The organism is Pseudomonas putida, from assembly GCF_002025705.1.
Taxonomy (GTDB): Bacteria; Pseudomonadota; Gammaproteobacteria; order Pseudomonadales; family Pseudomonadaceae; genus Aquipseudomonas; species Aquipseudomonas putida_J.
Window position 1 is genome coordinate 5,365,842 of the sequence record NZ_CP018846.1, and the last position, 22,155, is coordinate 5,387,996.

12 protein-coding genes and 3 pseudogenes are annotated in these 22,155 nt (G+C 61.8%); 5 read left to right on the plus strand and 10 right to left on the minus strand.

Translation table 11 applies throughout. The features are described from left to right. Positions 1-69 precede the first annotated feature (69 nt). The 4 genes and pseudogenes from BUQ73_RS29075 to BUQ73_RS29090 form a co-directional block, all read left to right on the plus strand. Positions 70-1,083, plus strand: a pseudogene (locus BUQ73_RS29075) (methyl-accepting chemotaxis protein); the annotation flags it as partial. Between the two features lie 198 nt (positions 1,084-1,281). Further along, the gene (locus tag BUQ73_RS29080) at positions 1,282-1,986 is read left to right on the plus strand and encodes a methyl-accepting chemotaxis protein (RefSeq protein WP_416171837.1); all 705 of its coding nucleotides are present in this window, start codon (positions 1,282-1,284) and stop codon (positions 1,984-1,986) included. Between the two features lie 133 nt (positions 1,987-2,119). Continuing rightward, a pseudogene (locus BUQ73_RS29085) lies at positions 2,120-3,157 on the plus strand (methyl-accepting chemotaxis protein); the annotation flags it as partial. Positions 3,158-3,355: 198 nt separating this feature from the next. Next, positions 3,356-3,926 (plus strand): annotated as a pseudogene (locus BUQ73_RS29090) (methyl-accepting chemotaxis protein); the annotation flags it as partial. 238 nt (positions 3,927-4,164) lie between these two features. Here BUQ73_RS29090 and BUQ73_RS24370 read toward each other — a convergent pair. The 7 genes from BUQ73_RS24370 to pip all read right to left on the minus strand — a co-directional run bounded on the left by BUQ73_RS24370 (position 4,165) and on the right by pip (position 12,979). Then, positions 4,165-4,899, minus strand: a complete 735-nt coding sequence (locus tag BUQ73_RS24370; protein ID WP_079230617.1) for an amino acid ABC transporter ATP-binding protein — start codon at positions 4,897-4,899, stop codon at positions 4,165-4,167. Next, positions 4,892-5,854, minus strand: a complete 963-nt coding sequence (locus BUQ73_RS24375; protein ID WP_079230005.1) for an amino acid ABC transporter permease — start codon at positions 5,852-5,854, stop codon at positions 4,892-4,894. The genes BUQ73_RS24370 and BUQ73_RS24375 overlap by 8 nt, the downstream gene beginning before the upstream one ends. Positions 5,855-5,932: 78 nt before the next feature. Beyond that, entirely contained in the window at positions 5,933-6,730 is a 798-nt protein-coding gene (locus BUQ73_RS24380) for a transporter substrate-binding domain-containing protein (protein WP_060509796.1), read from the minus strand. 277 nt (positions 6,731-7,007) lie between these two features. Then, positions 7,008-9,581 carry a glucans biosynthesis glucosyltransferase MdoH gene (mdoH, locus tag BUQ73_RS24385; protein ID WP_079230006.1) on the minus strand — a complete coding sequence of 858 codons (2,574 nt, stop codon included), beginning with the start codon at positions 9,579-9,581 and terminating at the stop codon, positions 7,008-7,010. Next, the gene (locus BUQ73_RS24390; RefSeq protein ID WP_202818628.1) at positions 9,574-11,310 is read right to left on the minus strand and encodes a glucan biosynthesis protein G; all 1,737 of its coding nucleotides are present in this window, start codon (positions 11,308-11,310) and stop codon (positions 9,574-9,576) included. The genes mdoH and BUQ73_RS24390 overlap by 8 nt, the downstream gene beginning before the upstream one ends. Before the next feature lie 263 nt (positions 11,311-11,573). Further along, positions 11,574-12,011 (minus strand): D-aminoacyl-tRNA deacylase, encoded by a 438-nt coding sequence (gene dtd, locus BUQ73_RS24395; RefSeq protein ID WP_079230007.1) that lies wholly within the window; start codon positions 12,009-12,011, stop codon positions 11,574-11,576. Further along, a complete protein-coding gene (pip, locus tag BUQ73_RS24400; RefSeq protein WP_060509781.1) occupies positions 12,008-12,979 on the minus strand; it encodes a prolyl aminopeptidase in 972 nt (323 codons plus the stop codon). Before pip ends, dtd begins: the two co-directional genes overlap by 4 nt. A gap of 181 nt (positions 12,980-13,160) precedes the next feature. Here pip and BUQ73_RS24405 point away from each other — a divergent pair, with 181 nt between their 5' ends. Continuing rightward, positions 13,161-18,674, plus strand: a complete 5,514-nt coding sequence (locus BUQ73_RS24405) for a dermonecrotic toxin domain-containing protein (protein ID WP_161492855.1) — start codon at positions 13,161-13,163, stop codon at positions 18,672-18,674. A gap of 6 nt (positions 18,675-18,680) precedes the next feature. Here BUQ73_RS24405 and hutG read toward each other — a convergent pair whose 3' ends face one another. From hutG to BUQ73_RS24420, 3 genes are read right to left on the minus strand one after another with little or no spacing between them, the layout of a single operon-like run. Then, a complete protein-coding gene (gene hutG, locus BUQ73_RS24410; RefSeq protein WP_079230009.1) occupies positions 18,681-19,484 on the minus strand; it encodes an N-formylglutamate deformylase in 804 nt (267 codons plus the stop codon). Between the two features lie 10 nt (positions 19,485-19,494). Further along, positions 19,495-20,700 (minus strand): imidazolonepropionase, encoded by a 1,206-nt coding sequence (gene hutI, locus BUQ73_RS24415; protein WP_079230010.1) that lies wholly within the window; start codon positions 20,698-20,700, stop codon positions 19,495-19,497. A 15-nt stretch (positions 20,701-20,715) separates the two neighbouring features. After that, complete coding sequence (locus BUQ73_RS24420) at positions 20,716-22,107, minus strand: amino acid permease (RefSeq protein WP_079230011.1); 1,392 nt, start codon at positions 22,105-22,107, stop codon at positions 20,716-20,718. Positions 22,108-22,155: the final 48 nt, after the last annotated feature.

The window sequence follows — 22,155 nt, forward strand, 5'->3', positions numbered from 1 at the left end:
CCCGGCGCAAGCCGATGGTGTTGGCAACACTACAATAATCAGTGCTGCCACACTGCCGGGGAGTCAAACATGTACCAATGGTTTTCCCAATCGCTGGGGAATGTAAGCGTCAATCGCAAGTTGGGACTGGGCTTCGGTCTGGTGTTGTTGCTGACCCTGGCCATCACCTTCACCGGTTGGCAAGGCCTGGACAGCGTCACCGAACGAGGCGACAAGCTGGGCAACATTTCGGTGATCCACCAGTACACTCAGGAGCTGCGCATAGCCCGCCAGCACTACCAGCGTGACCGCAACGATGCGGCCATCGCAGAGCTGGAAAAGGCCCTGGGCAACCTCGAACGCCAGATCACCTTCATGCTCGGGCAGATCGAGCAACCCACTGACCGTCAGCGCCTGCAACAGCAACAAGCTGCCGTCAGCCAGTACCTGCAGGCCTTCAATGACCTCAAGCAAGCCGCTCAACGCCGCGACGCCGCTCGCGGCGTATTGGGTGACAGCGCTGACAAGGCCGTCGAGCTGATCAACCGGGTGCAGCAGCGCCTGCTGCAGGGCGGCGACATCACCCAGTATCAGCATGCCGTGGAAGTCAGTGCACTGGTGCAACAGGCTCGCTTCCAGGTGCGTGGCTACACCTACAGCGGCAACGCCGAGTACCAGCAGACTGCACTGACAGCCATCGACCAGGCCCTCACCGAACTCAAGGCACTGCCCACCAGGTTGCCGGCTGAATACGCCGCTAGCCTTGACGATTCAGCCACCGCACTGGCCGCCTACCGCGATGCCGTGAACCAGTTCGCTACGGCCCAAGGCGCCAGCGAACAGGCGCTGCAACGCATGACCGATCAAGGCTCGGTACTGCTGCAGACCAGCGAGGCAATGACCATTTCGCAGACCGAAGTCCGCGATGCCGGCACGCGCCAGGCGAAGATCATGCTCGGCAGTGCTACCGCACTGGCCTTGGTGCTGGGCCTGCTCGCAGCCTGGGCCATCACCCGGCAGATCATCATCCCTTTGCGCCAGACACTGGCTGCCGCCGAGCGCGTGGCCAACGGCGACCTGCGCCAGGACCTGCATTCGACCCGCCGCGACGAACTCGGCCAGCTTCAAGCCAGCATGCAGCGCATGACCCAAGGCCTGCGCGAGCTGATCGGCGGCATCGGCGATGGCGTCACGCAGATCGCCAGCGCCGCCGAAGAGCTGTCGGCAGTCACCGAGCAGACCAGCGCCGGGGTCAACAACCAAAAGGTCGAGACCGACCAGGTAGCGACCGCGATGAACGAAATGGCCGCCACCGTGCATGAAGTGGCGCGCAATGCCGAGCAGGCCTCGGAAGCCGCAGCCATGGCCGACCAGCAGGCGCGCGAGGGTGATCGTGTGGTCAGCGAGGCGGTCGCGCAGATCGAGCGCCTGGCCGGCGAGGTGGTCAACTCCAGCGAAGCAATGAACCAGCTCAAGGCTGAGAGCGACAAGATCGGCAGCGTGCTCGACGTGATCAAGTCGGTGGCCCAGCAGACCAACTTGCTGGCGCTCAATGCCGCCATCGAAGCGGCGCGTGCGGGTGAGGCCGGGCGTGGCTTTGCGGTGGTGGCTGACGAGGTGCGCAGCCTGGCCCAGCGCACCCAGCAGTCCACCGAAGAAATCGAAGAACTGATCGCCGGCCTGCAAAGCGGCACCCAGCGCGTGGCCAGCGTGATGGACGCCAGCCGTCAGCTGACCGACAGCAGCGTCGAATTGACCCGCCGCGCCGGTAGCTCGCTGGAAACCATCACCCACACGGTTTCCTCGATTCAGGCCATGAACCAGCAGATCGCCACAGCGGCCGAGCAGCAGAGTGCTACCGCCGAAGAGATCAACCGCAGCGTGATGAATGTTCGGGATATTTCCGACCAGACTTCCGCTGCAAGTGAGGAGACAGCCAGCTCCAGCGTCGAGCTGGCTCGGCTGGGTACTCATCTGCAAGGGCTGGTTGGGCGGTTCCGGCTCTGATACCTCATTGTCTGCGCTGAATTTTCCTACATAAGTTTCAGGTCAAGTCCTACAGGCCTTCCGCCGATTGGCAGGGATGAGATGCCGGCACTACGCCAGCACCCCATCCCTACCAACTGGACGGAGACCTGCCATGTTCGGCTACCTCAATCACAGGCTCGGCAACATCAGTGTCGGCGCCAAGCTCGCCCTGGGCTTCGCCGTGGTCCTCACGCTTACCCTGGCCACCACGGTCAGCGGCTGGCGCGCCCTGGACGGCGCCATCAGCCGCTCGGAACAACTCAGCGAGATCGGCCAGATCAATGATCTGGTCAAAGACCTGCGCGCCGAGCGCATCACCTATCGAGTACTGGCGGACGACGCCAGCAAGGCGCAGATCGCCGGTATTCTGCAGCAGCTGGATGCCCTGCTGACCACCCTGCAGCAGCGCAGCAGCGTCGATGAGTCACGTCAGATGCTGTCCCAGAAACTGCAATTGCTGCAGCGCCTTCGCGAAAACTTCACCGCCCTGCAGCGCAGCGTCGACGAGCGTCGCGCGCTTCGCACAGGCATGCAGGAGCAAGAGCAGAAACTGAACGACGTCATCGACGCGCTGCAGACCCAGGCCCTGCTGAAAATGCCTGCTGACAGCCAGGGCGGCGTGCTGGGCCTGATGGATACCTTGAGCCGCCAAGTCGATACCGCCAACCAGCAGAGCCTGGTGCCAGCCTACACCTTCGTGCCGCTCACGGACTTCGCCAAGGTCGGCGATACCGCCTTGAACGCCGCCGATACCAGCCTCGGCCAGCTGCTCAAGGGCCTTGCCCCGCTAGGCCTGCCGCGCACGCTGACAGAACAGCCAGGCATCGAGCTGGGCAAGTACCGCACCAGCCTGGACCAGTATCGCCGCACGGCTCTGCAGGTCGAACAACTTCAGAATGAAATGGAGCAGATGGGCAACGAGCTCAGGGCGGTCAGCCTGGAGCTGGCCGAAAGAAAGATTGAGCAACGCGACAACGAGGCCATCGCCGCCCGCTCCTTGCTCACCAGCGTGGCACTGCTGGCCCTTGTCGTGGGCATCGTCGCTGGCTGGCTGATCACCCAGCAGATCACTCAACCGCTGCGCCAGACACTGGCATTGGCCGCGCGTATTGCCAAAGGTGATCTGAGCCAGCTCGAACCGGTACAGCGCCGCGACGAGATGGGACAGTTGCAGACCCGTATGGGCGAGATGACCGTGAGTCTGCGCGAGCTGATCGGAGGGATCGACCAGGGGGTCGGCCAACTTTCCTTGGCCGCCTCACAGCTGGCAGCCAGCAGTGAGGACACCAAGCTGCGCATCAACCAGCAGCGCGAGGAGACCGACCAGGTGGCCACAGCCATGAACCAGATGAGCGCCACGGTACAAGAGGTTGCGCAGAATGCTGAACACGCCTCGTTGGCGGCGACAAACGCCGACCAGCAAGCACAATTGGGTGACCAGGTGGTAGCCGAAGCCATCGGCCGCATCGAACAGCTGGCGCGGCAGATGGACGATTGCCTGGGCGCCATGCAGCACCTGGCCAGCGAAAGCCAGCGCATCGGCAGCATCCTCGACGTGATCAAGTCAGTGTCGGAGCAGACCAACCTGCTGGCATTGAACGCGGCAATCGAAGCCGCCAGGGCGGGCGAAGCGGGCCGTGGTTTTGCCGTGGTCGCCGATGAGGTGCGCGGGCTGGCGCAGCGCACCCAGCAGTCCACCGAGGAAATCGAGCAACTGATCGACAGCCTTCACAGCGGCACGGATGAGGTTACCCGCCTGCTCGATGACAGCAAGCGACTGACCGAGCAGAGCGTGGAGCTGAGCCGCAGGGCCGGGCAGGCCTTGGGGCAGATCACCGATACGGTTTCGAGCATACAGGGGATGAACCAGCAGATTGCCACGGCCAGCGAGGAACAGAGCGTGGTGGCCGAGCAGATCAACCGAAGTGTGCTGAATGTGCGTGACGTGTCTGATCAGACCAGTGCGGCCAGTGAGCAGACGGCCACTTCGAGCGGGGAGCTGGAGCAGTTGGGGCGGCAATTGCGGGGGATGGTGGGGCGGTTCAGCCTTTAAGACCGAACCGTCCTCTTCGCGGGTAAACCCACAGGGTTCTCCACTGGCCTTGGCGCGGTGCAGTACCTGTGGGAGCGGGTTTACCCGCGAAGAGGGTGGTGCGGTTAAAGCACCTGGCGCAGGAACGCCTGCGCGCGTGGGTCCTTCGGCGAAGCAAAGAACGCGGCTGGTGCCGAATCTTCCAGCAACTTGCCATGGTCGAAGAACAGCACCCGGTCCGCCACTTCGCGGGCAAAGCCCATTTCGTGGGTGACGCAGACCATGGTCATGCCTTCCTGGGCCAGGGTCTTCATCACGTCCAGCACCTCGCCAACCATCTCCGGGTCGAGCGCCGAGGTCGGCTCGTCGAACAGCATTACCTTCGGGTCCATCGCCAACGCACGGGCAATCGCCACTCGCTGCTGCTGGCCACCCGAGAGCCGCGACGGGTACTCGTTGGCCTTTTGCGAAATACCCACTTTCTCCAGCAACGCTCGCGCCTTGGCTTCACGCTCGGCCTTGTTGCGCTTGCGTACCACCTTCTGCGCCAGGCACAGGTTCTCCAGCACGGTCATGTGCGGGAACAGGTTGAAGTGCTGGAACACCATGCCGACTTCGCGGCGGTAGGCGTTGATGTCGGTCTTCGGGTCGGCCAGCTGCAGGCCGTCGATGGCCACATGGCCTTCGTCGAAATGCTCCAGGCCATTGAGGCAGCGCAGGAAGGTCGACTTGCCCGAACCCGACGGGCCGAGCACCACCACCACTTCGCCCTTGGCGACTTGCGTGGTGACGTTATCCACAGCCCGTACCACATGGCCACGGGTGTCGAAGACTTTCAGCAGATCACGGACTTCAATCACTTTGCGCAAGCCTCCGCTCGAGCCGGCTGGCGATATGCGACAGCGGCAGGTTGATCAGCAGGTACAGGCCTGCCACGCAGAACCAGATCTCGAAGGTCGAGAACGACGTAGTGATGGCCTCACGGCCGCTCTTGGTCAATTCGGTGATGGCGATTACCGACACCAGCGAGGTGTCCTTGACCAGGCTGATGAACTGCCCGGCCAGCGGCGGCAGCACACGCTTGAACGCCTGCGGCAGGATCACGTGGCGCATCGACTGGCCAGCGTTCAGGCCCAGCGAGCGCGCCGCCTCGTTCTGCCCCTTGGCAATCGACTGTACGCCAGCGCGGACGATTTCTGCCACATAAGCGCCGGTGAACAGTGCCAGCGCGGCCACCCCGGCGAACTCGCGGGACAGGTTGAGCACGGTGCCGATAAAGAAGTAGAAGATGAAGATCTGTACCAGCAACGGTGTGCCACGCACCAGTTCGACATAAACGGTCGACAGGTCACGCAAGGTCGGGTTGTTCGACAACCGGCACAAGCCGGCGAACAGGCCGATCACCAGGCCCAGCGCGCCAGACACCACCGAGATCCACAAGGTGGTCCACAGGCCCCAGGCCAATGGGCCGGCCGCCCAGTGGCGGGTAACGCCGACCTGATCGCCTTCAGCGACGTCGTCGCCGCGGCTCAGTTGCAGGCTGTCCTTGGCCACGTCCAGCACTTGCTCGTCGCCGTTTTCGTCCTTGAGCGTGACACGCGCGGTGTCACCGGAAACGACGATCTCCTGCACGCTGCCGTATCCAGCGGCACGCTGTACTTCCTCGGCCTTGTAGGCGAAGTACTGCGGTACGCGGTTCCAGCGCCACTCGTAGGAAATCATCGAGGTGGCCATGTACAGGCTGAACGCCAGGCCCACCAGGACCAGGGCGGTCAACCCGTGCCAGGGCCACTGGGCTTTCTTGTGTTTGATCACGTGGGGTACTTCCGTAAATGCGAACGCGCAGGGTTTGCCTGCGCGTCGGGGTCAAAAGCCGGGCTTGTGGCCTGGGCCTTATTCCATTTCCTTCAGCCAGTCCTTGTTCTTGAACCACTTGTCGTGAATACGATCGTAGGTCCCGTCATGCTTGATCTGGTGCAGGAAGTTGTTGATGAAGTTGATGCTGTCGTAGTCGCCTTTCTTCAGGCCGAAGGCCAGCGGCTCGTAGGTGAACGGTTCTTCGAGGAACAGCAGCTTGCCGGCACCGGCCTTCTCGACCGCCACCACGTTGTACGGTGCGTCGTAGACGAAGGCGTCAGCCTTGCCGTTGACCACATCCATCACTGCTTCCTGCTCGTTGTCATAGCCGTGGTACTTGGCTTTGCCGATCAGTTTTTTGGAAACCATCTCGCCGGTGGTACCGAGCTTGGAAGTCAGGCGGTACTTCTCGTTGTTCAGGTCTTTGTACGACTTGATCTCACCAGCCAGCTCCTTGCGAATCAGCAGGGTCTGGCCAACCACGATGAAGGGTTCGCTGAAGTTCAGGCGCAGGTTGCGTTCCTGGGTCAGGGTCATGCCGCTGCCGATGATGTCGAACTTGTCGGTCAGCAGGGCCGGGATGATACCGTCATAGGCGGTGGAAACAGCCTCGAACTTGACGCCCATGGATTTGGCCATGGCTTTGAGGATATCGACTTCAAAGCCGATGATCTCGCCGCGCTTGTTGGTCATCTGGAACGGCATGTAGGTTGGGTCCATGCCCACCCGCAGGGTGCCGCGCTTGACCGCTTCATCGATGGCGCCGGCCTGGGCCGCAGTTACTGCGACCAGGGCGGTGACACCGACCAGCAGTCGCGAAAGGTATTTCTTGATCATCACCAAGTCCCCTAGCAAGAAAAGAAGCGAATCTTATTGTCTTGGCACAGCCGTACCGGCAGATGCGCATTATCGGAGAGGGATGCTAACGCATGGCGGCCCTGGGACCTAGAGCCGGGGGGGACTTTGTTGGCCAAAATCCAATATGCAGGGACATTGCTGGCGAGGGCTTCACCCTCGTTTCGCGACACAAGGCCGCTCCTACAAGGAAATGCATATCCCTGTAGGAGCGGCCTTGTGTCGCGACAGGGCCGCAAAGCGGCCCCAAGCCCTATCAGGCGCCGACGAGTGCCGGTTGGCCTTCATTCTCCGGGTGCAGTGGCAGCAGCGGCGAATGCGGGTCGTTCTTGATCGAGGCACGCCACACATCGATCCACGCCGCATTGTGCTGCGCCCAGACCTGCTCGTGCAGGCGGCTCAAGGCCACCGGGTCGCTGAGCAAGGCCAGGCGGGTATTGAGGTCCAGCCCTTTCGGCCCGGTTTCAAGCGCCTTGGCCACGCGCTCTGCACGCAGCGCCTCGATCGGCGCAGCCTGACCATGACGGGCAGTGGCCATGGCACAGGCCAGGGCATTCTGCCGTGGGTCGACCACCGCACGCACGAAGCCGTCATGCAGGGCATGCCAGCGGTTTTCGTGGGTGTACTGGTCGGTCGCCAACAGCTCTTGCGGCGTGGCGTATTCCTCGGGGATGAGGAACAGCTTCTCGTCCTTGGCTGCCAGGCCCAGGCGCGTGCGGCTGGAGATGACCGATACCGGGATCGACAGCACCAGCGAGCCAACGATCGGCGCCAGCCACCACAGGAAGCTCGGGTTCAGCCACGCCACCAACCCGGCCCAGGCGAAGCCCAGCAGGGTCTGTGGGCCATGGCGGCGCAGCGCTTCGCTCCACGGGGTGGAGTCGTCGTCACGCTGCGGCGAGTTCCAGGTCGCCGCCCAGCCGAGGAACGCGGCCAGCACGAAGCGGGTGTGGAAGATCATCCGTACCGGCGCCAGCAGCATGGAGAACAGCATTTCCATCAGCATCGACAGGGTGACCTTGAAGCGCCCGCCAAACTCGACGGCGCCCTTGGCCCAGATCAGGATGACACTAAGCAGCTTGGGCAGGAACAGCAGCACGATGGTGGTGGAGAACAGCGCCACGGCCTTCTCCGGATGCCATTGCGGCCACAGCGGGTAGAGCTGGTACGGTTCGATGAAGTACTGCGGTTCCATCAGCGTGTTGGTCGCCAGCAGTGCGGTAGACAGCACCAGGAACAGGAACCACAGCGGCGCCGACAGGTACGACATCACGCCGGTGAGGAACACCGCACGGTGCACCGGGTGCATGCCCTTGACCAGGAACAGGCGGAAGTTCATCAGGTTGCCGTGGCACCAGCGGCGGTCGCGCTTGAGCTCGTCGAGCAAGTTCGGCGGCAATTCTTCGTAGCTGCCCGGCAGGTCATAGGCAATCCACACGCCCCAGCCGGCGCGGCGCATCAGCGCGGCTTCGACGAAGTCGTGGGAGAGAATGGCCCCGGCGAACGCGCCCTTGCCCGGCAACGGCGCCAGGGCGCAGTGCTCGATGAACGGCTTCATGCGGATGATCGCGTTATGGCCCCAGTAGTGCGACTCGCCCAGCTGCCAGAAGTGCAGGCCGGCAGTGAACAGCGGGCCGTAAACGCGGGTGGCGAACTGCTGCATGCGCGCATACAGGGTGTCCATGCCCGAGGCTTTCGGCCCGGTCTGGATGATGCCGGCGTCCGGGTTGGCCTCCATCAGGCGCACCAGGCTGCTCAGGCACTCGCCGCTCATGACACTGTCGGCGTCGAGCACGACCATGTACTTGTACTCGCCACCCCAGCGACGGCAGAAATCGTCGAGGTTGCCGCTCTTGCGCTTAACGCGACGGCGGCGACGGCGGTAGAAGATGCGGCCAAAGCCCTTGGTCTCGCGACACACGTCCAGCCAGGCCTGTTGCTCGGCCACGGCGATGTCGGTGTCGTTGGTATCGCTGAGCACAAAGAAGTCGAAGCGGTCGAGGTTGCCGCTGGCAGCCACCGACTCGAAAGTCGCCCGCAGGCCTGCGAACACACGCGGCACGTCTTCGTTGCAGATCGGCATCACCAGCGCGGTACGCGCCTCGGGTGCAATCGGCTCGTTGCCTGCACTGCTACCCGAAATCTTGTACTTGTCACGCCCGGTGAGCAGCTCGAGGAAGCCCATCAGGGCGGTCCAGAAACCTGCCGAGACCCAGCAGAACAGGATACCGAACAGCACCAGGATGGACGTCTGCAACGCATACGGCCAGACCTGCACCACGGTGTCCCACAGCGGCTGCTTGACGATTTCGTCCAGGTCGACGAACGACCAGCCCTGGTACGGCAGGATGCCCTTCATGTAGAAGCCGGCGACGATGGTCTGGCCGATCATGAGGGTGAGCAGGATATAGCGGCGGATCGAGCCGACCGTACGCCAGCGCGCCGCCGGCAGTTCACGCTTGGGTGGCTGCGGGGCATTGGGGCGGCCGGTCATGCGCCGCCACATGCGGATCAGCACGTTGGTGCGCCAAGGCTCGGGCACGACTTTGGTGCGTTTGATCGGCGGCGCGATCTTCAGGCACAGGCGGCCGCTGCCGTCGACACCGAGCATCTCGGCGTCTTCCAGCTCGGCAGCGCTGCCCACGGTCAGGCGGGTGCCAACCGAGGCCTGCACGGCCTCGGTGGCGTTGGCGGCCGGGTTGGCCGCCAGGCGTTGGTGCAGCTCACCGAACGACGTGCAGCTGGCGAGTTCCGCGCGCTGCTCATCGCTCAGTGGGAGGTGGGCCAGGTATTCGCCAAGCGATTCTGGCCTTGCGCTTGAGTTACTCATCGGCAGGCAACTGATAGCTCCAGGTCTCGGTCAGCACTTTTTCAGTGGTGGCCGGGGTCCCGTTGGTGGGCGCCGCATCGGCGGCAGGTTGTTCGGCCTTGGCTGGCTCCGCCTTGGCGGTCTTCTCATGCTTGGCGTGCTTGGCCGCAGCCTTTTCCTGCTTGGTTTCAGCAGCAGGCTTGGCCGGCTCGACCGGCACGTCACGCACCAGCGCAGCGCGCATTTCGGTGGACTTGTTGGCTTCCTTGACCTTCAGACGCAGGGTCAGGCGCCAGCCCTTGGTCTCCGGGTTATAGCGCAGATTGTTCTCGACCACTTCGGCATTGTCGCCAACGCTGATCTGGCTGCGCACTGCGGTGTCTTCCGGCAGGGCGGCCAACGCCGGGCCGGCGAAGTCGACCAGGAAGGCGACGCTGCCGTCTGGCTGGCGGATCAGGTTGGACTGCTTGACGTCACCAGTGGAGCGCAGGGTCTGCTTGACCCAGCCCAGGTCAGGGGCCTGGAACTGCTGCTCGTCGATGGTCCAGTGCAGGCGGTAGGCGTATTCGAACGGCTTGCCTGGCTCAGGCAGCTTCTCCGGGCTCCAGAAGGCAACGATGTTGTCGTTGGTTTCGTCGGCAGTCGGGATCTCCACCAGGTCGACGGTGCCTTTGCCCCAGTCGCCCTTCGGCTCGATCCAGGCGCTTGGGCGCTTCTGGTAGTTGTCGTCGAGGTCTTCAAAGTCGCTAAAGGCGCGCTGACGCTGCATCAGGCCGAAACCACGCGGGTTCTCGACACTGAAGTTGCTCACGGCCAGGTGTTTCGGGTTGTTCAGCGGGCGCCACAGCCACTCACCGTTGCCGGCATGGATCGACAGGCCTTCGGAGTCATGCAGGGCCGGGCGATAGTTCAGCACCTTGGACGGCTGGTTCGGGCCGAACAGGAACATGCTGGTCAGCGGGGCGATGCCCAGGCGGCTGACTTGGTCACGCAGGAACACGCGCGACTGAACGTCGACCACGGTGTCGGTGCCTGGGCGCAGGATCAGCTTGTAAGCGCCGGTGGAGCGCGGCGAGTCCAGCAGGGCGTAAATCACCAGGTGCTTGTCGGCCGGCTTGGGCTTCTCGACCCAGAACTCGGTGAAGCGCGGGAACTCTTCACCCGACGGCAGCGCGGTGTCGATGGCCAGGCCACGGGCCGACAGGCCATACACATGGCCCTTGCCGACCACGCGGAAGTAGCTGGCCCCCAGCAGGGTCATGATCTCGTCCTGCTTGTCGGCCTTGTTGATTGGGTAGAGCACGCGGAAACCGGCGTAACCGAGGTTCTTGACGGTTTCCGGGTCGTGCGGCACGTCACCGAACTCGAAGCGGCTCGGGTCGTACTTGATTTCCTCGACATTGGTAGCGGTGATCTCGTTGATCTTCACCGGGGTGTCGAAGTGCATGCCCTGGTGGTAGAAGGACAGCTTGAACGGCGTCTTGTCCTTGGCCCACTCGGCCTTTTCCTGCAGGAAGTGAATCTTCTGGTAGTCCGCGAACTTCATGTCGCGGAACGCAGCCGGCAGATTGCTTTTTGGTGCTTCGTATTTCTGGCCGGCCAGATCCTTTGCCTTGGCTGCAACATCGTCAAGATTGAATGCCCACAGCTGGCCCGCGCTCATCAGGCCGACCAGTGCCACACTGGCCATCAGGGCCTTGCGCAGCCCGGTGCCGGGGATTCTAGATGCTTTTTGGGGACTAACAATCACGAGCAACCCTCGCCGAAAACAGATCATGAAACCAACGGCCAGCGACAAATGCCGGGTTGGCGAGCACTGTTCGGACCCCATGAGGGCGTAATGATTCCCCAAACAGGTCCAGACAATGCTCGAGTCAGAGTGAAACGAACCTGCGAACGCAGGCTCACGCAGCGCGCGATTATCCAGCAGGATGCGTTACAACGCATCAGGCCGGACCAACTATTTATCGTACAAAACCCCTTGTTTTCCTATAAACAAAGGGTTTTTTGACCTCATATTTGTAACAAGAATGTCACTGGGCCATCATTGACCAGGTGCACCTGCATATCGGCACCGAAGCGCCCACTTGCCACATCCGTATGCTGGCCACGCGCCTTGTGCAAAAGATAGTCGAACAATTCGGCCCCGAGCGCCGGTGGCGCCGCGGTCGAGAAGCTCGGGCGCATCCCGCTGCGGGTATCGGCCGCCAGGGTGAACTGGGACACCAGCAGCAAACCGCCACCGACATCCTTGAGTGACAGGTTCATCTTGCCCTGCTCGTCACTGAACACCCGATAATTGAGCAGCTTGTGCAACAGTTTGTCGGCATGTTCGCGAGTATCTTCAGGCTCGACCGCCACCAGCACCAGCAAACCCTGGTCGATTGCACCGACAATTTCCCCGCCAACCTCTACGCGTGCGCCACGCACGCGCTGCAACAAGCCCCTCATGCTTCTTCCAGCGGCAGGTCGAGCAGACGGCGGGCCATCTGGTCGGCTGCACGCACCAGGGCATCGGTGATACCAGGCTCAGAGGCAGCATGGCCGGCATCACGGATCACCTTCAGTTCGCTGTTCGGCCAAGCCTGGTGCAGCGCCCAGGCATTGTCCAGCGGGCAGATGACGTCGTAGCGACCATGAACGATCACCGCCGGCAGGTGGGCGATCTTCGGCATGTCGCGAATCAGCTGGTCTGGCTCCAGGAAAGCGTTGTTCATGAAGTAATGGCATTCGATGCGGGCAATCGACAGCGCGCGCTGCGGCTCGGAGAAGCGGTCGACCACCAACGGGTTGGGGCGCAGCGTGGCGGTACGGCCTTCCCAGGTGGACCAGGCCTTGGCCGCGTGCATCTGGGCGATCTGGTCGTTGCCGGTCAGGCGCTTGTGGAAGGCCTTGACCAAGTCACCACGCTCTTCCGGCGGGATCGGCGCGATGTAGTCTTGCCAGTAATCCGGGAACATGCGGCTGGCGCCAGCCTGGTAGAACCACTCGATTTCCTGCGGGCGGCACAGAAAGATGCCGCGCAGGATCAAGCCGTGCACGCGCTCGGGGTGAGTCTGGGCATAGGCCAGAGCGAGGGTCGAGCCCCACGAGCCGCCGAACAGCACCCATTTGTCTATCCCCAGGTGCTTGCGGATGCGTTCCAGGTCCTCGACCAGGTGCCAGGTGGTGTTGTTCTCCAGGCTCGCGTGCGGCGTGGAGCGGCCACAGCCGCGCTGGTCGAAGGTGATGATGCGGTACAGGTTGGGGTCGAAGTAGCAACGGCTCTGGGCGTCGCAACCCGCGCCTGGGCCACCGTGGATGAACACCACGGGCAGACCTTCCGGCGAGCCGCTTTCATCGACATACAGCACATGCGGCGCTTCTACGGCCAGATCGTGCCGGGCGTAGGGTTTGATCTGCGGGTAGAGGGTCTGCATCGCGCACTCCGTGTGAGGATTAAGTCTGCCGTTGGGCATCATAAACCTGAATTGCGCTTTGAGCATGCCCTCGTACTGCAGAGCGTCAAAGTTCGCTCAATCACCGAATAAACATATCTACCGCATGCTGGCCAAGCGTATGGACATAGTCACTGAGCCTTCCACTGCTTATAGGTTCATCATGACCATGGATAAAGAAAACAGTATCGCGTACGCGCTGATCGCAGAGAAAACCCCCGAATGGATGAAAACCGCGCCGCCATCTAGCCATGCCCTGATGAAACAGGTGATCAGCGGCAATGCCGATAAACTGCAACAGGCTTGCCAGGCTGAACCTGCCATTGCCAAGGCACTGGCAACCGAGCATGCGCGCGTGCAGGCCGCCACGGTTGAAGTACAGGCCCTGTACAAGAACCTGCCGGGCCTGAAAGCATTCGCCAGCGAACTGTTGAACACCGCCATCAAAGACACCTTCGGCTTCGAGCTGGATGTCTGCACCCACTATCTGCTGGACGTCAGGCACCTCGACCAGCAACCGGGACAAGACATAAGGGCTTACAAACAGGCCACCCATTCCTTGCTGGAAACTGCGCTGCGAAACTTCGAAGCCAGTGCAGCCGAGCCCGGAGGGATGGATAACGCCAACGCCCTGCTCAAGAAGTCGGTCATCCTCGACTCCAAAGGCTTCATGGGCACGGTACCAATCCCCAATACCCTCGACATCGCACCCGAGCGTTTTGCCCGCCTGTGCCGCGAGCTGGACATCGGTGGCAAGTACCAGGCAAAACTGCACTCCATTCACTACAGCGACATCAAGACCGGCGCGACCAACCAGGCGACCTACGAAAAAATTGCCGCGCTCGAACGCTGCCTCTTCACGCAAAGCCTGCACCTTGCCCGGCTACACAACAACATCAGCCACAGCCTCTATGAGGCAGCCCTGGCACTGCCTCTGGACGCTCCGGTGCAGTCACCCACCCTCACGTTCAGTGTCCTTTCGTTGTGGGATGTGCAACTGACGCGCCTGCGCCTGTTCGAATACAGGCCAAGCGGAGGGAAAGCCTCGGTGGCGCTTTACATTCCTGGCGACGCCGAGACACCGCTGAAAGAGTTCGCATCACAGACAGAAGCCGAGCTATGGCTGCGTGATCGCTTGCTCGACAGAACCGAATACCTCGAACACTGCATGAAGGAACGCGACAAGGCCCTCCTGCAGACCAAATTGCTGGACAGGCTGAAGCCTTACACGCTGACGGTGAAAGGTACTCATGAACGTACCGCAGACCCTCACGCGGTGTTGCACCTGCAAGCACTTCAATTGAGCGGCCCCCTGTTGCAGGGTTTGGTTACGGAGAAAGTCTTCCGCCATGAAGAAGACGCAGCCTTCCACGCCATTCCGACGACCCTGATCGATACCATCACTGCGGTGTCTTATCGGGAGCACTTGCTGCAAAAAGCCCTGACTGCGCTCAATATCGCCGGTTTCTTCCTACCCGTCGTCGGCGAGGTCATGCTGGGTGTATGCGCCTTGCAACTGGCTTATGAGGTCTACGAGGGTATCGAAAGCTGGGCACATGACGATCAACAGCAGGCTTACCAATACCTGCTGGACGTGGTGGCCAACGTGGCGGAGATGGCAGCGTTCACCCTGGCCATAAAAGCCGTCGGAGGCGGTGTGGGCGCTGCTGTCGGCGGAGCAGCCGAGCCAGCACCGTTGACCGAGCCCATTCCAGTGGAAACACCTTCATTCATCGAAGAGCTCGACGATGTGGAGCTTCCCGAGGGCAAGACCAAGCTGTGGCGCGCCGACCTTGCACCCTACGCCCAACCAATCGACATACCCGAGACTCTTCAACCCGACAACCTGGGACTGCGCCATCATCAAGGCAGAAGCTGGCTGAAAATCGACGGCCAGGCTTACTCGGTCACGCGGTCGGCCGCAGGCGAAGGCTACCGCATCGAACATCCGACCCGTCCGGATGCCTATCAGCCGCCGCTGCGTCACAACGGCGCCGACATCTGGCTACATCCATTGGACCGACCCGAGCAATGGCAGGTAAATGAACTGCTGGGCCGTTCGGGAGTACGCCACGAGCAAATCGAAGGCGATACCGCAAGACGCCTTTTGCGCATAAGCGACGTCGATGAGGATACCCTGCGCAAAGTGCTCTGCGACAACCAGCGTTTGCCTGGGCAGCTGGACGATACGTTTGCCCGCTTCAAGCTGTACCAGGCCATCGAGCGGGCCAACCCCTTGGCATTACCTGGAGAGATCCAGCGCGACTTCCAGCAACAGTATCAGCGTCTTCCCGCAAGCGAGGGGCGTGGTGCCGAAATGATCCGTACGCGCTATCCGAAGCTCCCTTTCCCCGTTATCGACGAACTGCTGGGTAATGCCACCGCCAGCGAACTGGGTGAGCTGGGCAATGGCAAGGTCCCGAGGCGCCTGGCCGATGAAGTACGCCTGCTGCAGCAGCAGATCAGGCTCAATCGAGCTTACGAAGGGCTGTACCTGGACCGCTTGCGCAATTGGGACACCGATTGCCTGGCACTCCAAACCCTTGAGCGATTGCCCGGTTGGCCAACGGATATCAGCATTACCCTGAAACAGCGCATGTACTCACCCAGCCAAAGTATCAGCACCGGCCCCGTCGATGCTTTACCAGGCACAACGATAATCAGTGCTCACGCCGGCTATATAGTCATACGCAGCGAAAGCCCCGAGGCACCGCTGAACGCCCACGCCTCGTTGTATGGCGCATTATTCGAAGCGTTCAGCGAAACACAGCGCGCGGCGCTCGGAATCGACGATGGGCACGCACTCAAAGCGATGGTTCAGCAAGCCGACCCGTTGCCGCGCCCAGCGCTGAGAAAGGTATTGGGTATGCAGCAGGTACCCCCCGATTTCCGATCGCCAATGCGCCTGGCCAACGGCCGTATAGGCTACCCCCTAGGCGGCAATCGCACGCGCAACAGCAGTATTTCGCGACAAACGCTGCTCGCCAGGATCAGGCAAGTCAGCCTGTACGCCCCCCAGCCGCGCTTTGCTGAACAAATTATGGCTGTACTGGAAGGTCGCAATCTCGACCGCACAGCCATCAACGACCAGCTCGACAACCTGCTGGAACAACGCCGCCAATTGCAGTCCAGCCTGAGCAACTGGCGGCAGAGGGCGGCCGTACTGCCGGATCACAGCGCTGCCGACTTCGACCAGTTGGCAAATGCGATCACGCAATACTGGTATGATCACGCCTTTGCAGCACATGGCAGCCTGACTACGCCGCTGCGCCTGGAGCGTTTGTCGCTGCTGGACTTTCCTCTTGATTTACCCACATTTTTCACCACAGCCGTCAGCGATCTGCAACTGCTCGAAACCCAACCTGAACGCTATGAAAGCGTGCGTGAACACACGCCGCGCTTGAACAGCATGCTGCGGCAATTCGCCAACCTGAGAACACTCGAGATCAGCCGCGCTTACCGGCAAGAAGCGACGCCTTCACCGTTCTTGTTCAGCTTGCCGCTGATCGCAGAGCAGTTGCCCTCTTTGCAAGCGTTGAGCCTGACCCACCAGAACATCCAGATTTCCACGGCAGATATCGAAAGCCTCGTGGGCCTCGCCGACCTTAGACACCTGGACATCAGTGGCAATCGTTTATCCGACGACAGCCCACCCGACTTCAGCCGGTTGAGCCTGGATTACCTGGGCCTCAACAACATGCAGCTGGAACACTGGCCAGATGGACTGCCCTACAGCACCGCCTCACGCATGCGGCAGATTTCCCTTCAAAATAACCAGATCACGTTGCTGCCCCACTTCCTGCTGGAGAGCGTTCACGGCCTTAACGAACATCTCCAAGTGCTCCTGCAAGGCAACGCCATCAGTCATGACCATATGCTGGCAGTGATGCTCGACCAGAATGGTTTTGGGGCGCACTTGGAGTGGGACCAGCCTGATGACTTCCGTGACCTTCTGGCTCGGCATCTCGAACGGCGTCAACAGCTGTACGACCATATGGACAACTACGTCAATGCCTCCTCCTCGGCCACAACAATCAGTCAGGCAGTGCTGGCCGGCAGAATGAGGATCGCTACGGCACTCAGGCAGTTCTGGAGTAGCCAGGAACTCCGTCGGCTTAGCATCCCGCTGCGCCTGTCAGGTATTGCATTGGAACTGCTCCCAGCTCGGTTACCCGCGTTCTTCACCGAGCGGATCAGCAACCTTAGCCTCGAAAATATCAGCGGTACCACCGCGCAACTACAAGACCTGCTCAGTCGCTTCCCGCAGATGACAAGCTTGACTCTGGAAAATTACGTGCGCGCACAACAGGATTTGCCGACGGCTCTACGGCAGGCCCCCCAGCTCACCTACCTGGCACTGCGCAACACCGGGCTGGAGGTCAACCAGGCCTTCATGGATGCATTGGCACCATTGGGCAGGCTCGAAATACTGGACCTCAGCAACAACCGTGTTGGCACGATAACCCAGGCACCACGCACACTCACGCGCATCCGGCGTCTCGACCTCAACGAAATGCGCCTTGACCAATGGCCAACCTGGGTTGATGACCTGCTACCACTGGAAATGCTGGATCTGAGCGATAACCAGATCACCGAGCTACCTACCCGCATCTGGCAGAACCTCGATAACGACGAGCTCGTCAGCACACTGGGTCTCCACGGGAACCCATTGTCAGCGGAAACGGTTCATCGCGCACGTGCATCATCGGAAAGCCGCAGCAGCTTCACGATAAGGCTCGATGCCCCTGAAGAATGGGACGAAGCGCTGCTCAACGAGTTCCTCGACGCCTCTTCGAGCTCGCTCATCGACGATATTCCCAGGCTCACGGACTGGCTTCTGGCATCAGAGGTTGAGAACGAGGCATTGCGCGACACCTGGGAACAACTTGAACAATCGGGTGATGTCCAGGACCTGCTCGCCCTGGTGGGCCGCCTGAAAAACGCGTCCACCTACCGCAGTGAGGACACCCGCGTGGAGTTCTGCGTACGGGTACGGAAGGTACTGGTCAGAGCATTGCTCCACCCTGACGAGCGGGCACTCTTCAATATCCAGGCCAGTGAAGCCCTGACAAAGGAAGATGGTAGCCGCACCTGCTATGACGGCGCGCTGCTGACCTTCAAGAAGATCGAGTTCTACATTGCCAGCGAGCAATTGGATTTCGACGGCGCGGACAACGAGGCCAACCTTTACCGTGAACTTCGCCGTCTGTATCGCCTGCATACGGTAGATGAAGTGGCCACGCGCGAAGCCGGCGACCGGGATGTCGCCGAGGTGCGCCTGACCTACCTGCGCGAACTCAACGGTCCGCTACAGCTAGGCCAGCCTGTCGACAGGCTGCTCTATGCAATCAATCCCAGTATCGAGGAGTTGATCGATGCCGAGTTGCAGGTTCAGCGTGGTGAACACGGCGAGGGCTTCCTGCGCTTTGCCGGCGCCAATGAAGTGTGGGTCCAGCACTTGCGCCAGGTTCATGCGGAGCGTTTCGCGCAGATAGAAAGCAACTATAGGGCCCAGGTAATTGAATTGCAGGAGAGAGACCCTGAGCGTCCGCTGGATACCCTGACTGAAGCATTCAATGCCCTCGAGAAAAGTCGGCAAGCCCGCGAATCCCATCTGATCCTCGAACTCACCGCCTTCGCCGACCCTGATCGCAAGCCACGCTCTTCGAGTGAATGACCGTGATTAACGACCGTAGCGCTCACGCCCCCATGACAATGTCGTTTCGAGTAACTTGCGCAGCACCTCCTGGGTGTTCTGCGCAAGTTCTTCGCGATAGGCGAATGGCTCGCGCTCTTCCATGTAAGTGCTTTGAGCAAGCTCCAGCTGCACTGCGTGGATGTGATTCTGCGGGTTACCGTAATGCCGGGTGATGTGACCGCCCTTGAAGCGCCCGTTCAGCACATGGCTGTAGGCTGGTGCCTGCGCACAAACGCCACGCAGCCGTTCAGCCAGTTCCGGATCGCAGCTGGCACCATTGAACGTACCCAGGTTGAAGTCCGGTAACTTGCCGTCGAACAGGTGCGGGATCAGCGAGCGGATCGAGTGGGCATCCCACAGCAGTGCGTAGCCGAACTCATCGCGCAGGCGCGCCAGCTCATCCTGAATGGTCTGGTGATACGGCCGCCAGATCTGCTCCAGGTAGGTTTTGCGCTCATCGGCGGAAGGCACCTGGCCCTCCTTGAACAGCGGCTCGCCCTCGAACAGCGTGGCCGGGTACAAGCCAGTGGTCGCGCCAGCGTACAGCGGCTTGTCGTCATCCGGCCGGTTCAGGTCGATCACGAAACGCGAATACTCCGCCGCCACTACGCTGGCCCCCAGTTCACGGGCGAAGTCGTAAAGGCGCGGGATATGCCAGTCGGTATCGGGCAGGCTGCGTGCCGGTTCGACCAGGCCATTGCGCACGGCCGGGGTCAGTTCCAGGCCTGCGTGGGGCATGCTGATCAACAGGGGCAAACGGCCCTGCTGGAAACTCAGTACCTTGTCCATCTTGCCTCGCTCAGTTGGATATCTCGTTGCCCTTGCGCACCACGCGCTTGGGCAAGTCGCCGCCCAGCCAGTAGGCCAGGTCAGCGGGACGGGCGATCTGCCAGGCGACGAAGTCGGCGACCTTGCCGACCTCCAGCGAGCCGTGGCTGTCACCCAGGCCAAGTGCCGTGGCAGCATGCAAGGTGACGCCGGCCAGAGCCTCTTCCGGGGTCATGCGGAACAGCGTGCAGCCCATGTTCAGCATCAGGCGCAGCGACAAGCCTGGCGAGGTACCTGGGTTGAGGTCGCTGGCCAAGGCAATCTTCACGCCGTGGTGGCGCAGCGCATCCATCGGCGGCAGCTGGGTTTCGCGCAGGAAATAGAAGGCACCCGGCAACAGCACGGCGACCGTGCCGGCGGCGGCCATGGCAATCGCGTCTTCTTCGGTCATGAACTCCAGGTGGTCGGCCGACAACGCCTGGTAGCGTGCTGCCAGGCTGGAACCATGCAGCGAAGACAGCTGCTCGGCATGCAGCTTCACTGGCAGGCCCAGTTCTTGCGCCTTGATGAACACCTTTTCGACCTGTGCCGGGGAGAACGCCAGGTGCTCGCAGAAGGCGTCCACCGCATCCACCAGGCCTTCAGCGGCCAAAGCTGGCAGCATCTCGTCACAGATGTGCGCAATGTAGTCGTCCGCCCGGCCGGCGTATTCCGGCGGCAAGGCATGGGCTGCCAGGCAGGTGGCGCGCACCGCCAGCGGCAGCTCGTCGGCCAGGCGCCGGGCCACGCGTAGCATCTTGCGCTCGTTGGCCAGGTCCAGGCCATAGCCGGACTTGACCTCAAGGGTGGTCACGCCATCACGCATCAACGCCTGGACCCGCTGGCGAGCACTGGCGAACAGCTCATCCTCGCTGGCCGCGCGGGTGGCCCGCACGGTGCTGGCGATACCGCCGCCCTGGGCGGCAATCTCGGCATAGCTGACGCCCTGCAGGCGCTGCTCGAACTCGCCGCTGCGGTTGCCACCGAACACCGCATGGGTGTGGCAGTCAATCAGCCCTGGGGTGACCCAGGCGCCGCCCAGGTCCACCGTGCGGTCAACGTCGAACGGCTGCAACTCGGCACGCGGGCCAATCCACTCGATAAGCCCGGCACAGGTGACGATGGCCGCATCCTCGATGATCGAGTAACGGCCCTCGGCCATGGTTGCCGCGTGGCAGTGCTGCCAGAGGGTTCTCATGTGCAATCTCCTTGACTAGCGGTGCAGCTCGACCGGGACGTGCTTGCCTGCGCGCGGCTTGCACCACAGCAGGTAGGACGCCACCAGGAACACCACCCAGACCACACCGACCAGCAAGGCCGCCTGGGTATCCGGGAAGTAACCGAGCACACCGAAAATGAACACCATGAAGGCAATGGCCATGGCCGGGCCATAGGGCCAGAACGGTACCGGGAACTTCAGCTGGGCCGCCTCTTCACGGCTCATGCTGCGGCGCATGGCCACCTGGGTGACCAGGATCATCAGCCACACCCAAACGGTGGCGAAGGTAGCGATGGATGCGATCAGCAGGAACACGTTTTCCGGGATCAGGTAGTTGAGCAACACCCCGACCAGCAACGCCGCGCCCATCACCACCACGGTCATCCATGGCACACCGTGCTTGGACAACTTGCCAAAACTGCGCGGCGCGTGGCCTTGCTGGGCCAGGCCATACATCATGCGGCCGGCACCGAAGATATCGCTGTTGATTGCCGAAATCGCGGCCGAGATCACCACGATGTTCAGCACGGCAGCAGCCGAGCCAATGCCCAGGTGGCTGAAGATCTGCACGAACGGGCTGCCTTCGCTGCCGATTTGCGGCCACGGGTACAGGCACATCAGCACGAACAGGGTGAGCACGTAGAACAGCAGGATGCGCAGGGGCACGGCGTTGATCGCCTTGGGGATGACGCGCTGCGGGTCCTTGGCTTCACCGGCGGTGACACCGATGATCTCGATGCCACCGAAGGCGAACATCACCACGGCGAAGGAGGCGATCAGGCCGCCGATGCCATTGGGCATGAAGCCGCCATGCTCGATCAGGTTACTGATGCCCACGGCATGTTCGCCACTCACCTGGCTGAAGCCGAAAGCCATGATGCCGAGGCCGGCCAGGATCATCGCCACGATGGCGCCTACCTTGAGCAGCGACAGCCAGAATTCCATTTCGCCGAAGACCTTGACGTTGCACAGGTTGAGGCCGCCGATCACGAAGACGATGCCCAGCACCCAGATCCAGCGGGCCACTTCGGGGAACCAGAAGCCCATGTAGATACCGAAGGCGGTGATGTCGGCGATGGCGACGATGACCATCTCGAAGGCGTAGGTCCAGCCGAGGATGAAGCCGGCCATGGGGCCGAGGTAGGTGGTGGCATAGTGGCCAAAGGAGCCGGCCACCGGGTTGTGCACGGCCATTTCGCCGAGGGCGCGCATGACCATGAACACCGCAGCGCCGCCGATCAGGTAGGCCAGCAGCACAGCCGGGCCGGCCATCTGGATGGCCGAGGCGGAGCCGTAGAACAGGCCGGTGCCGATGGCAGAGCCGAGGGCCATGAAACGGATGTGGCGGGCCGTTAGCCCGCGCTTTAGACCTTGAGCTTGTTGCATGTCACGTCCTTAAATTGTTTTTGTGGTCGTGAGGTCGATGGGGGCTGC

Bases quoted from the DNA above. Each gene is read 5' to 3' on its own strand.
- BUQ73_RS29080 (WP_416171837.1), top strand. From the start codon at position 1,282: ATGGCCGCCACCGTGCATGAAGTGGCGCGCAATGCCGAGCAGGCCTCG.
- mdoH (WP_079230006.1), bottom strand. From the start codon at position 9,581: ATGAGTAACTCAAGCGCAAGGCCAGAATCGCTTGGCGAATACCTGGCC.
- dtd (WP_079230007.1), bottom strand. From the start codon at position 12,011: ATGAGGGGCTTGTTGCAGCGCGTGCGTGGCGCACGCGTAGAGGTTGGC.
- pip (WP_060509781.1), bottom strand. From the start codon at position 12,979: ATGCAGACCCTCTACCCGCAGATCAAACCCTACGCCCGGCACGATCTG.
- BUQ73_RS24405 (WP_161492855.1), top strand. From the start codon at position 13,161: ATGACCATGGATAAAGAAAACAGTATCGCGTACGCGCTGATCGCAGAG.
- hutG (WP_079230009.1), bottom strand. From the start codon at position 19,484: ATGGACAAGGTACTGAGTTTCCAGCAGGGCCGTTTGCCCCTGTTGATC.
- hutI (WP_079230010.1), bottom strand. From the start codon at position 20,700: ATGAGAACCCTCTGGCAGCACTGCCACGCGGCAACCATGGCCGAGGGC.
- BUQ73_RS24420 (WP_079230011.1), bottom strand. From the start codon at position 22,107: ATGCAACAAGCTCAAGGTCTAAAGCGCGGGCTAACGGCCCGCCACATC.